We start from the raw sequence: 13,500 nt of genomic DNA on the forward strand, positions 1-13,500 counted from the left end.
GTGCACTCCTAGCAGCAGCACCCGCATAGACATCCGACCCGGTGCGCCCGACAGTGATCCGGTTGCACTGCCACGGCCACAACGAGCGGTCGCACCAGGCATCCTTCAGCTCGCACCGTCGCGTAACCTACCTTGCACGCGTCCACTGTCGCCGGTTGAGGTGGTTGATTTGCGTTTCCATCACCTACGGGCTTGCCGCAGTCAATCGTCACAGTCAGAACCACCGTCTTCTCGCCGCATGGCCCAAGCGTGAATGTAGTCTCAGAGAGCGAGGCCTGCCAGTTCAGCTGTTGCCCGTTCTCACCAAGAAACGGTGCCAGTTCCAGCGTCACAGCGCGTTCCCGTCGCGAATCGTTGTCGAAGGTAATAGAGATCTTGCGCGTCTCGCCACAGCGCGCAAACTCCACAGTATCCGCGCACCGGATACAACAGGAGCACCCGCAGTCTTCGTGGCATCCACATCCCCGCTCGCCCTCATCGTGGCATCCGCATCCATGCTCTCCACGCCGGCCACGCTCCCCACGCCGTCCACGTTCCCCATACCATTCCTGCGAAGGAGTCGGAGATGTTGACGTGCTCGTGCTGCCGCCACCCTGCATCATCCCCATCATCGTCTGCAGCGCGGATGCTGGGTTGCTGTAGAGGTTGGAATAGCCGGTCTGCACGTTGTTGACGTAATCGGGAAAGTTCATCATCCGCATTCTGCCGCTGTCATGGCAGTAGCCGTAGAACATGTGCGGGCCAGCTGACTCGCCGCATGGTTGTGACTGAAAGTGGTGGTGGTTGTGCATGGATCGCTCTCCTCGAATTCCTAGATCGGGGTGCGCCGTAAGGCTTCTACCCCTCAGTTGCCGTTGACCCGAACGCGCAGCCCACCGCCGCCGGCGGAGACCGCCGAAGACGCTTGCTGACCTTCCCGCCCGGGATGATGCTCTTCCGGTGAGTGACAGTTACAAGGCCCGCTCTTGCCCGGACTGTTGAGCAATGTTTCGTATCGTCCTGCGGTCGTGAAGCCGAATAACTCCATACCCATGTAGGTGAATCCGAAATGCTGCGAATACGGCTGTTCCAGCCTGATTGGAGGCAGGGGAGCCAGTTTGATTGTCGAGCAGGAATCGACTGCGATCGGCTTCAAATCTATCGTTGAACCGGTATCAACTTTGAGAGGCTCAATCTTCAAATCGATCGGCTCAATCTTCAAGTCCAATGGTTCAATCTTAAGATCCAGACTGGCCGTACTGTTCGACTTGCTCTCAATAGGTTGGGTGATTGCCATTTCCAGTTCGGTATGGGACTGAATAGGCGTCCCATTCCCGCCAATTTCGAGAGGAAGTGGATTGCCGCTTGGAACATCAACATTGACGGTGCTGCTGGACATCAGTGCCTCCTTTCGGGACTTTCTTGTTGCACTCGCCTACGACCCATTTGATCTTCGATTGCGCTGCGCTCCAACTTTGGCGGTCGTGTAGATATCAACCGATATAGCCGCGTTGTAAAGCTGCACTTTGGTGTGGTACTGATGGATAGGTTTCAAATCAGGCGGCAAATGGAACTCGACGTCGATTGCCGCCTTTTGCCCTGGACGAAGAATTTTAGGTTCCCGCTTGATTACAAGAGAGCCAGCTGGAAGCTCTGACCATTCCTGTAGAAATCCTTTCACCATCGATTCGGCGGAGGCTTTGTCCGCTTTACGCAGACCGATCAGCATACTGCTGACCAGGTCGAACGGTTCAAATAGCGGGACCTCACACTCTGCCCCGATCGGCAAATCAACGTTGCCGGCGTTTTCAAAGATGATCGTTCTTGTATAGGAACTGGGTGAGCCAGCCAGGATTGTGATCTGACGAGGCTGCATCCTTAGATCAATTACCTCTGTCACATGAACCGTCGCGGGTAACGTTCTTGAACCCACGGTGATCGCGACCTCGTAGCTCCCAGGCTGTGTTCGCCGGTCGAGCATAATCTTTCCCGAGATGTTTGCCTGCTCGCCTGGCGAGAGCTTGGCAAAAAAGGAAAACTCACGAAGAGGAAGCCCTGCCGCGCCTAGAAGATCGCCGCCGCTTACTGCAATCGATCGAATCTTCTGCTTGTCCGTACCGGAGTTAACAAGGGGAACGGTGCCCGTGAGCGATCTTGGAGGGCCTGAGAAGAAGAGCCGGGCATTCTCCGGACCCGCAAGCTGAATCGCCTGCTGTTGCGACAACGGCGTGTTACCAGTAGCACCCATAATCTGGAGGTGCCTCCAAGCATCCAACCACTACGCGCCATAATGCTATGGCTCACTACCCGCCCCTGTCAATTGCAGCCATCATTAGCGCCGCTTCGTAGTGCGCGGTGGGTAAAGAGAGGAAATTTCAAAAATACCGTATTGGAAGGGCGTTTCAGGAGTTTGCAGGTTTCTTTTCTTGAGCTGCAATCCACTTCAGGCTCTCCCCTGACATGATCGAATCGCTTCGTTCCACAAACAACGTGTCTGCATCCCGTGCGTCTGCATAGGGGCCTGCCTTCGCGCTGTGCAAGAAGTCTTCGCGCTTCAGGGCCTCTCGTGTAGCTCGATATAAGAGCCAGTTTTGTTGATATTGCCCAAGCTGAATGAATCCCTCAATGATGCCGACAAGTGAGCCGAGAACAGCAGTCGTCCACCTCTGGATATCTCCGGCACCCGATACGGCGACGACTGGGATGGACGCCGCGAAGACAATTTGAGTGGCCTTCAAAGTCTGGTAGTAGGTGCGATTGCGGTGAGCCTTCACCCCGTACCACGAACTTAGCTGAGTGATCCTTTCAAGCGGAGTCACGTTATTCACTGTCCCTCCTTGGCAGGCAGAATATATCAAAGCGTTTGTGGCTGTATCGCGAGGGGTAAGCGACCTACTGCGAGCTGGGATCCTCGCGTTCGGATGACTTACCTATTTCTCGATACGGACCGGAAGAAGATATTCCGTTCCTACCGCTGCTTACTCGGTGGGTGTTCCGATGTAAGCCCAGGCGGCATACAGCTTATAAACCTCGAGGCGTTGGCCGAGGATATCCCCGGGGTATTTGAGAAGATAAGCGATGAAGTCTTTGAGGTCTTCGGTGCTGGCGACCTCCATCGCGTGACTCAGAGTCTGGTTGGCGAACTTCCCTTGCTTGATGGGCTCAAGGCGAACGTTGAATAGTGGAGCTGCGTCATGAATATCCTGGATAATTCTTTGAAAGAGTTTGGCGTCCAGCTCCGGCGTCTCATCTCCATATAAGGTGTCGTAGTCCAAAACGACTTTGTTGTGCGAGTCGATAACGGAGACGTTATACTTTGCAACCGACCAGAGCGAAGAACGATCTGCCAGCTTAGGCACGCGTGCTTTTATGTGGACCACATCTTGTTTGCGCACCATTCCGTCACCTTCAGGCTGGTCAACTTGAATACGCACCAGCGCGGAATGCGGCTCAGTGGAGAGCACTTCGATGGTGCCGAGCTTCGCGATGGGGCGCTCATGACCATCCTCGCTCTTCGAGCGCAGAGACCAGGCGTCGCCCTGGGTTCCTACGACGACTCCATCTTCGGCGCCCTTGTCTATCCGGACTTCGACGGTCTTGTGATTCTCGCTTTGCTGAAGGAGCGCAAGGATCTCGCCGAATATCAATTCACCGTTTACCTCTACTGTCTTCGTGATGCTGCAGACTTTAACCTCCGGATCGCAGCGCACTTCATCTCCGCCATGGCTCTTCGCGAGGGTAGAGCGCGCGCTCCACTCCCACAGATCGGCATATTCCGGGTTTGCGCTGTCACGTGTTCTGAGGATGTAACCAGCCTTCCGATAACCTTCAGCGAGATTGCGTTGGACCTGTGCTTCATCGTAGCCAAGTAAACGCTGAATCTCTGCGCGGACGGCATAGTAGGAAAAATCGCCCGGCTTCATGTTGATGGCGATGTCCGCTAGTTGAAGAGCATCGACATAGTGTTTCTGCTGTTGCGCGAGTTTGGCTTGGTGAATAACGACGCGCGCTTGATACGGGGAGACCTTATAAAGGTGATCGAGAGACCGGCGATTTTCCTCAAGAAAGCGGTTTTGTTCTTTTGGTTCGTTTGGAACGAGTTCGTCGAGCAGATAGAGTGCCGCCTGATTGTCGGGATCGAGTCTGAGGCTCTGATGAATATCAGAGAGCACTGGCTGGAGAGAGCCTGAATCCAACCAGTCGTTAGCCAGGGCGCGGTAGTAGTACGCCGTACCGGACTCAGGGTTCGTCTTCAGGATATGGGTGCAATCACGCTTGAGTTCCAGAAATGCGCTATTTGCTTCTCGTCTGTGGCGAAGCGATGATTGCTCGGCGGCAGTCTGTTCCTTGCGAGCTGCGGCTATCTTCAAAGCATATTGTTGGTCAATTCGGCTCTTGGCAGCCGCCCAACTTGCCGCATCGTTGGAACCCGATTTTTGAAGATTTTGCTGGCGACCCTCCTCTACCTTCTCGTCCGCCTCTAACTTGTCAATGCGCGCCTTTTTTAGCAGATTTTGCTGGCGCTCCTCCTCTGCTTTCTCGTCGGCTTCTAACTTATTGGCGCGTGTCTTCGCAGCGTCTGCAATAGCGTCCTGATTCTTCGAACTCTCTGTTTCGGCGCGACCTGTCTCAAGGAGAACGTCCGCTTTGAGAAGGATTAGCCGTGTTTTTTCGACGTCGCCCGCCTTGGCGAGAGCCTGATCGTAGAGGCTTCTCGCTTTCGCAAAGTCTTTTCTTGCCTTCGCTTCTCTTGCTGCGACCTCCAGCGCTGAGACGTCGGGCTCCTCGTCCTTGAGATTCTGGCATGAGAAAGAAGGGCCGAGCGCGGACCTGGATTGCTGCACCCACTGCGAAATATCGGTGTAGCGGCGATCAGGCCACTTCTTAGCCTTGTCCTCGAATCTTTCGTAGTAGCAGACCGCCCAGTCCTTGTAGCCCGCTCGCTCCCACAGCGCTGCCTGGCTGGCAAAGGCGCTGTAGTCCTTGCAGCGGGCAGCGGAGTCGGGGCACCGAACGCCAAGGTGTAGCCAGGCCCACGTCATGGCGACAAAGTACGCGTCCTTTGCGGCGACCGGCGATAGAGCTCGAGCGCTGAGATCGGCGCGTTGCAGAGCTGCGCGAAAGCCCGCGAGATCTCCGATGTAAGCTTCGAGACTAGCCTGCTCGTAGTAGATGGCAGTAACAAATGTTGGTCCGGAGGCAGCGAGTGTGACTCGACCAGTAGCCCTGGTGATGTCAGGAGGAATTAGAACTTCGCCTCCACTGTCGGAATCGCGGTGGCGCATATCGGTAACGGCATCTCTCGAGTAACGTTGAGCGCTGGCATAGTCTCCCACGGCGGCTGCAGCAATCGTAAGATTCAAATCGTTGATGGGAAAGCCCCGGTCAACATTGTCGCGGATGTAGTGGAAGTCCTGAAGTGCATCGGTAGGTCTATTGAGCAAGATGAGGAGATATCCCCGTTCGGTTCTGGCGGAGGAGTCATTAGGAGAGGCCTCGATAACCTTTGAGAGCAGATCCAACGCATCGGTATAGTCTCCCTGATTCATGAGGAAGTCGCCTTTGCTGCGGCGCCACATTGCAGCTTGCTGGCCAGACGAGTATTCAAGAAGACTGTCGGCCATGCTCTCGAGTTCGGACTGATTCACGAGATTTGCGTCTCTGACACGCAGGCCTTCAAGACGCATCTCCCTGTCTGACATCTCTGCGGATTGTTCCCGTTCCTCTGCGAGCACCTCGGCCTTTTGGTCCGCGAGAGAGGCTGCGTAATATTGCTGTTTTGAAATCTCGGCGATTTTGAGAGCGTCGTTCTTGCCGTTAAGCGCGTTGCGCGCCGTGATTGACTCCCGAACAGCGAGAATCCCAACCAGGAAGAGACCAACGGCGACAACCGCAAGCGCCCCAAGCCATCGTCGAAGCTTAACGGTCGCTTGTGCCTGTTCGTCGATGTGCTTCTGTCGCTCTGCAGCAAGATCCTGGGCTTGTTGAAGTTCACGTCGCCGTCGATCTTCGACGTCCTGCAGCTCTTTGTCGCGGTGGATCTGGCTGGCGGAGAGGAACGCCATGGCATGGTCGAAGTGACCGCCGTAGAGCTCGGCCCATTCCTCCGTTGGCTTCTCGCGCTCTTTCCAATCAAGGGCAGATTGCAGATCGGGGTCGTTCCAAAGACCAGCTTTACCCGCAAGATGGAGAGCAGCTGTCTCTGAAAGACGCCTGTAGAGCTGCGCAGACTGAACCTCTTCATCGGTCCACGCGACTAAGCGCTCCCAGATACGCATCAGGCTTTCATGCGAGATGTCGATGACGGTGTGCTCGTCGAGGTCTTCGTGCAGAGGAGGCATGACGAAAGAGCGGCTGGGCTTGCGGAAGACGTTGAGGACCTCTGTGACCTCTTCGGATGTGGCTCCTGCCAGCCGACAGAGAACGCCGAAGCGGGTTGGTCTACGAACCCCGGGGTCGGTTCTCTTGTCGGTCAGGGCTTTGAAGATCTTTTCGCAGATCTTCTGCGCATGCTCACCGTGCAGCTCTCGATAAGCGCGTTCGGCGTGCTGATCGAGTGCGTGAGACATGGTGCCGATGGTTTCGTAGTGTCGAAGGTCGAGCGGACCACGTGCGCCATCGTCGTTCTCCCAACAAGCCCATGTGCGGTTCAGCGCGTGTTGAAGGATGGAGAGCTGGTCTGGATTGTCGCCCACGTCGTTGACGAGCCGCGTGAGGAGCACCGGCGTAATCTCGGCTCCTCCAACGCTGACAGGACCTTCAATGGCGGCTCGTCGCTCGTCGCGTGTCAGACGTGGGATCAGATATTCGCCCTCGTTGACTGCTTCGGGAAGGCCCGCGAACTCAGCGCAGCTTCCAAGGAAGTCGGAGCGCATGGTTAAAACGACATAGATAGGAAGGTAGGGCTGCGTTCTGGGATCAAGAAGAAGATTGACGAAGGCGGTGGATTCAAGGCTTCGCTGTTTAGGATCGGTTGCGAATTGAGACTCGGATTCACGATAGCGAAAGAGCTCTTCGAACTGATCGACGACGATGAGGAGATTGGTCCTCTCGGGAAGACGGGCATCGTTGTAGACGCGGGAGAGCCCAAGCTTGCTCATGCGAAGGGAAGCTTCGATGATGTCTTCGAGGGATAGGGTGTCGGAGTCGAAGCCACTGAAGAGTAGACCGTCCGGGGCCAGCGCACGCGCCATCGCTCGCAAAGGATTGCCGCCCGGGCGAAACTGCGCGATGCGCCAGGAGCTGCCCGCCTTCGCCATCAATCCGCGGTGCAGCGATGGGCGAAGTCCGCAGTTGACCAAAGATGATTTCCCGCTTCCGGAAGTACCCACCACGGCGAGAAATCTGGTCGCAGAGAGCTTGTCGACCATCGCGTGGACCTGGCTCTCGCGGCCGAAGAAGAGGTGTTCCTCGTCCTCGCGAAATGGCCTTAGCCCCGGGAATGGATTGCGAACCTGAGTTGGAATTATCGTCTCCACGGCCTCACCGAACTTGAATTGTCTCCAGAAGGGTTCTGGCTGCGATCTCAGAAAATCCCCCTAGTCCGTTGATGAGATTGGGTTCTTCCAATTCGATCATCTCGGTTTTTTCGGCGGTCTCGGGGCCGGAGAGGTAAGTAAATCGGAGTAGCTGCGGTTTATCTCGGCGATATCCTCTCGATTTCAGCAAGTCACTATCGACTGCGCGCTTCCAGCTTTCGCCGCCCTTTCCATAAAAGATCAAGGTCGCGCAGCACTCGGCAAGCATCTCTCTCTTTGCGCGATCGACAGTCGCTGCGTCACCCTCGAAGAGAGGAATCTTCACCTCAAATCCCCCACTCTTGAGCGCCTTACGCAAGGGCAGCACCGCCTCCCGGTCCGCCTGATCGCAGATGAGGTAGAGGAGTTTAACATCGCTGGTCGCACAGGATTCGACGGCAGGCTCTTTGGTTTTCTCGAGACCTTCCAGGATGCAGTGTACTTCGGCTTTAAGAACTTCGAGGTCGCCTGTGATCAAGTCCGCGCCGAACTGTGTTTCAGCATCCCGGTGCAAAGCGTCGATGAAGCGCTGCTGCTCCGGATCGTGAGATTCAGTATTTGCGGGAAGCCATATCACCCTGCGCATTCCGCTCTTTTTCGCTTGCGCGATGGATATCTCGTTCTGCAAAATGACGGCGGATCGTCCGCTCGATCCTTCTGGAATGAATCCTGAAGAACCTCCGACAAGATGGATGCTGAAGCTGCATTGCTCCAGCATGGCGGAGACCTGCGAGATAAACTCGGTCTCCTCATTTGGCAACTGCTTGTCTGGAAAGATGGAATATCCGTGCTGCCTGAGGTCCATCTCCAGGGCCTCCCGCGCGTCTTTCTGATTACGACTGCATTGGGCAAGATAGACCTGCGGACGTGGTGCGGCAGGCTGCAGATTGGGTACGATGGCGGCAACGGGATTCTCGATCTGCTTAATAACGTCGATGATGTCGTCGGCCAGGATACAGAGCTTTTCAATGTACAGAGGCGCCTGTTTGGGGAAGTAAAGCGGGTCGAGCTCCATCGGAGTCTTACCCTGCTCATGGTCCTGATACGTGAAAAACTCGTAGCCGAGCATCTCATTCATCATTGGAGGCAGAGGAGCGCCTCGATCAATTGGTAACTTGATTACCTTAATGATGCGAAATTTGTTGCCAATCCTAATCTCGCCGCAGTTTTTGCAAAACTCTTCAACCTCTCGCTGACACCACTTGGACTCGATGTAGCACTTGCTCAGAACGGACACCAGAATCTCGGTCTTCGGAAGCTGGGCCACGATCTCGTCAGCGAAGACGTCGTTTCCGCGAAGCTTCTTGTCGCGCCAGATCTGCGCCTTGTGCCCCATTCGCATCGTAAGGATCGTTTGGAGCGAATCGTGAAAACGGCTCACCCATCCCTCCTGCTCCGACGTCAGGGGCTGGTTATCGAGATGGGCGTAACTGATAAAGATGTGCTTGTCGTATGGCATTGCCCGCCCTCCCGAGGGTGGCTCGCATCGCATTTGGGCAGCAGGATGGCCACACCCAATGATTCACTGTCATCGTGCCGTTCTTGCTTTGCTACATAGAGGTCGTGTTCTGAGTTCGCGGGAGACGACTCGTAACAGTAACCTGCCCTCCATGCGTTCAACGTCTGAGCCGAAGCTCGTCGATCTACAAGAGCACCCTGCGTGGCCCGTACTTCTATTGACTACCCGCTCCGCTGGCAAATCCACGATCACAGAACCCCTTTGAAAAAGGGCTATCGAGGCGAACACAAAGCGGATGGTAGCGAATATAACTCCAACCACCCTTATCGAGCAAGGGTTTGTGTGTCGAGCACGTATGACTGGAAATAGTCACAAGATGCACAGACTAGACATAGAAAGCCTCCTTTCGGAGGCTCTATACGTCTTGAAGTCATCCTCAGCCTCAGAAGGTTAGCTTGAGGGCAAGTTGTATCAAGCGCGGATTGTTTACGGTTGAATTCACCGAACCGAAGAATGGGGACACTGTGCCCGCGGCCGGTGAATTGAAGTTGATGTCGGCGATTGGCGATCCGTATTGCGGGTGATTGAACAGGTTGAAGAACTCAGCGCGGAAGTTCAAGCCCATCTCACGAGGCAAGCGAAATTGCTTGATAAGTGAGAAGTCAGAGTTGACGAAATCGGGTCCCGAGACGGGGACACGATTGGCATTGCCAAGTTCGCCTGGAGCCGGAGCGGCGAAGCAATTAGGGTTGATCCACTGAAACTGGCCATGATTTGCTGCGTGCGTATTGCAGCCGGCAATCTGGTCAGGCCGGTTGTAGTTGAAGCTGTTGCCGCCTTCATTGAAGGTAGTCCCCGACTGATTACTGCTGTCGATCAATGGAACAGGGAAGCCGGAGGAGATCCTTTCAATCAGCGTGACCTGCCAGTCGCCGAGAAGCGTGTTGGTCACAGTGCCCATGTTGCTTCCGAACGTTTTGCCCCTGCCGACTGGCAGGTCATAGATGATGCTCGCAGTGAAGCTGTGATTCAGGTTGATCTGCGAGAGGCCCCAGTCAAGATTTTCCCAGTTGGGCAGAGGAAAGTACGGGGCGCTCAACAACGAGCCCAGACCATCGCTTAGACCATTGTCGTATGTTCGCGAGTAGGTGTAAGCAATCAGCGCGTAAAGACCGTGCTTGGGCGCTTTGGTCTCCGCTTTGATCTGCAGAGAGTTGTAGTGAGTTTTGCCCACATCGCCAAAGAGAATGATCGAGTTGAAGTTCTCAGTGGGGAAGGGATAGATGTAGGGTGCGCCGCCGGGCAGGCAGCCGATCGTATAGGTAGTGTCGACTCCGCAAGCAGAGGGGCTGTTGACGTTGATGGCATTGCCGCTAACCAATATGTGGCCGGCGACCGCACCGGCATAGCCAGCTGTTAGCAGAACATCGCCCGGTAGCTGGCGTTCCACGTTGACGTTATATTGATGAACCCTGCCGGGCTGGAAGTTGGGCGGCTGGTAGTAGAACGTGCCTTCGAAGTTGTCTACAGTCCCCGGCGTAGGCGGAATCGGAAAGCCGTCGGAGAGGAAGAAGGGAGCCGAAACTGTCTGGCCTTGACTAGCGCAGAATGAAGTCGCAAAGGCGCAGCCCGCGCCGGCGAATTGATCCGTCTCGCCGAGGTTGGGAGGATTTTGCCACAGGCCCTGCGCACCCTGGCTCCAGACCGAATCGTGATAAATGCCGAAGCCGCCGCGGAGAACTGTCTTGTCGCTGCCAAGAACCTTCCAGGCGAAGCCTAAGCGCGGTTCATACGCGCCGCCGAACCTATCGATGCCCGCCGATCGGCTTACTCCGTTCTGGCCTGCGATGAGAAGTGTTCTGGTCGATGGGATGTAGTTCGCCATCCGGTCATGGACCTCGGTGATCGGACTTGTAATGGCCCACGCCAGGCCCAGATTGACGGTCAGCGACGGAGTGATCCGCCAGTCATCCTCGACGAAGGGCCTCACGATCTTCCAGCGACGGCCGGTAACTGCGCCATTGAATGTCTGGTCGTGGATGGCGCCTCCGCTAATCCCCATCAGCAGGTCGGCCATGGGATTGCCTGGGGCTACACCTGCTCCGCTGAAGTTTCCTGTGACACCAGGCAGCAGAAAGCCGGATCCAAAGGCTTCAGTACCCACATTCATCTGATTGGCACGGAGGTCGATGCCGACGTGAATATCGTGTTTGCCACGGATCAGGTCGAGATCGTCTTTAAAGGAGTAGATGTTGGTTCCACCCTGAAAGGGGGAGTAGCCACGATCGCCGAGTGACCAGTATCCGCTGGTGGGCTCGATGGAAACGATGCCTTGACTGAAGGATCCTCCCGCAAGTGGGGTGCCATCAGGCGAGCAGCCGGTATTGGCATTGGGAATCCCCAGAAGGGCCGATCCGCAGGTGAAGTTACCCTGTGAGTCGATGTAGTTGAAGATGCGGTCGTACCCGAAGGTGACCTGGTTGAGTGTGTTGGCCGCGAACACATGGCTCCAGCCAAGGCCGACATTGCGTGCGTGATTGATGAGGTTTTCGTTGCTGCCGAAGGCGTTGGCTTCAGCGAGGTCGGGCGCGCCGCCAGGCGCAAAAGAGAACGCCTGGTCGTAGCTGAAGCGGCCAAACACGTTGTCCTTGGACGTGAGCGTATAGTCCAGTCGAATATCGAATTTGGTCTCGTTCAGGACGCGGACCGGCTCGTTGACATAGTTATAGCTCCCACCGGCAGCGTTCGGCGCAGGATAGATATCGAGCAGTCCACGGCCAGCGCTGTTAATCAGGTTTGAAGGAATCTTGTTGCAAGGTGTCCCCGGTGCCTGGCTGCCGTCGGCGTTTGCAGGTATTGGAGTGCCGGAGGCATCGCACTGGAAGTAAGGGTTGGCTGTACCAAACATATTCGGGTTAGCGATCGCGGGACTGAAAGCACCATTGGTGCCTGTCGAAACATTGTTCCCGAATGGGTCGGCCGAGAAGTCGCCATTGCGCATGGCCAGTGAAGGAATCAGACCGGTAAAGGTGATCCCTTGACGCTGATACTTCTGCTCGCCATCCACGAAGAAGAACAGTTTGTTGTGGATGACGGGTCCTCCGATGGAGCCTCCAAATTGGTTCAGATTGAACTTCGGAGTTGTGGTGTCAAAGTCGCCCTTGGCGTCGAAGGCCGTGTTGCGCACAAACTCGAAGAGAGATCCGTGGAAGTCATTTGTACCCGACTTGCTTGTGACCAGCACGGTAGGGCCGGCACGGGAGCCGTATTCCGCGGAATAGGAGTAGGTGAGCACCTTGAACTCCGCGATATCGTCGATCGAAGTTAAGACGCCGATTCCGCCCGCCGTCAGTTCGTTATTGTCGACTCCATCGAGCAGCCAATCGGTGCTGTTGGGCCGGGAACCGCCAACCGACAAAGAGAAGGAGCCGCGCGCGGCCACCTCGCTGTCGGTGCCGGAGGTAAAAAAGCTGTTGGGATTGGTCTCGGCTGTAGCGCCTGCGGTCAGCGTCGCGAGTTGCACGAAGTCGCGACCGTTCAAGGGTAGCTGCGACACCTGCTGCGCGGTAATCACCTGGCCGAGAGAAGGATTCGTGGTCTCGGTCGTTACGGCGTCACCGGAGACTGTCACGGAAGAGACTACGGTCGCGGGTGCGACGGAAAAATCGAGTTCGCGGGCTTCGTCAATCTGGAGACGGAGATCCTTCGATTCCGTGCTCTGAAAACCGGTGAAGTCGACGCGAACGGTGTAAGTGCCGACAGGGAGCAAAGGAACCAGATAGTGGCCAGCGCTATCTGTCTTTGTTGCACGCGTCAGGCCGGTTCCTTGAGACGTAACCGTGACAGTAGCTCCAGGCACGCTCGATCCGGATTTATCGGTGACGTTGCCGGAAAAACTTCCAGTAGCCTGGCCGTACAAAGCCGGGCAAATCACAAACGCGAGAGCAAGCGCAATAACAGAAAAATATAGTTTGAACGAAGTTTTATTAGCTAGGCCATCCGCAGAGTTAGGACACTCTGCCCTCATCATTATGCGTCTCATCACAACCCCTTTCGATAACACGACTGAAGGCGGCTCTTGCGTGTAGAAGAAGACTGCAGTTACAGAGCGAGCACTGCTAAGACAACGAAATTCGACCAGGGCTGAACAATTTCGAGATAGCTGTCGTACTCCTCACAGAGGATGAAAAATTTATGTAATTCGATGGGTACCAGTTGAGGTCACAGCCCAGGTAACGTGATGCTTTACAAATCTAAAAAGTGAGGTACGACTAAGCTACTCAGAAAACTTCCGATGTCAATCTAAAACATGTGACATCGAGCTGAGCTTCAACGAACCTCCGCCATCTCGACGATCACAGACCCCGACGACAGACCCTGACGATAGACTCCGATCACAGGTCTTTCGATGAGGCCCTCACACATAGACCTCCAGCAGGTCGCGACGGTTCGTTGAAGCCTCTCATCCGCAACGGGAGATTCTTGTGTCGACGGACCGCAGCCCCACCATCGATCGCCCAGTCCCCATCGACCATCCGGCGATGG

7 protein-coding genes are annotated in these 13,500 nt (G+C 55.6%); all 7 read right to left on the bottom strand.

Translation table 11 applies throughout. The annotated features are described in order from the left end of the window. Positions 1-8: 8 nt before the first annotated feature. Positions 9-791: a hypothetical protein gene (locus RBB82_RS11490; protein WP_433975269.1), complete on the bottom strand. Its 783-nt coding sequence runs from the start codon at positions 789-791 to the stop codon at positions 9-11. Positions 792-844: 53 nt separating this feature from the next. Then, on the bottom strand, positions 845-1,378 hold the full coding sequence (locus RBB82_RS11495) for a hypothetical protein (RefSeq protein WP_433975270.1): 534 nt from the start codon (positions 1,376-1,378) through the stop codon (positions 845-847). A gap of 36 nt (positions 1,379-1,414) precedes the next feature. Continuing rightward, positions 1,415-2,227, bottom strand: coding sequence for a hypothetical protein (locus RBB82_RS11500; protein ID WP_433975271.1), 813 nt, complete (start codon positions 2,225-2,227; stop codon positions 1,415-1,417). A 154-nt stretch (positions 2,228-2,381) separates the two neighbouring features. Then, positions 2,382-2,807 (bottom strand): DUF4231 domain-containing protein, encoded by a 426-nt coding sequence (locus RBB82_RS11505; protein WP_433975272.1) that lies wholly within the window; start codon positions 2,805-2,807, stop codon positions 2,382-2,384. A 150-nt stretch (positions 2,808-2,957) separates the two neighbouring features. Then, positions 2,958-7,457: a hypothetical protein gene (locus tag RBB82_RS11510; RefSeq protein WP_433975273.1), complete on the bottom strand. Its 4,500-nt coding sequence runs from the start codon at positions 7,455-7,457 to the stop codon at positions 2,958-2,960. Between the two features lie 4 nt (positions 7,458-7,461). Next, a complete protein-coding gene (locus RBB82_RS11515) occupies positions 7,462-8,955 on the bottom strand; it encodes a toll/interleukin-1 receptor domain-containing protein (protein WP_433975274.1) in 1,494 nt (497 codons plus the stop codon). A 442-nt stretch (positions 8,956-9,397) separates the two neighbouring features. Then, positions 9,398-12,985, bottom strand: coding sequence for a carboxypeptidase regulatory-like domain-containing protein (locus RBB82_RS11520; RefSeq protein ID WP_433975275.1), 3,588 nt, complete (start codon positions 12,983-12,985; stop codon positions 9,398-9,400). Between the last annotated feature and the right edge of the window lie 515 nt (positions 12,986-13,500).

The sequence above is a fragment of the Tunturiibacter lichenicola genome (genome assembly GCF_051013355.1).
Classification (GTDB): Bacteria; Acidobacteriota; Terriglobia; order Terriglobales; family Acidobacteriaceae; genus Edaphobacter; species Edaphobacter lichenicola_F.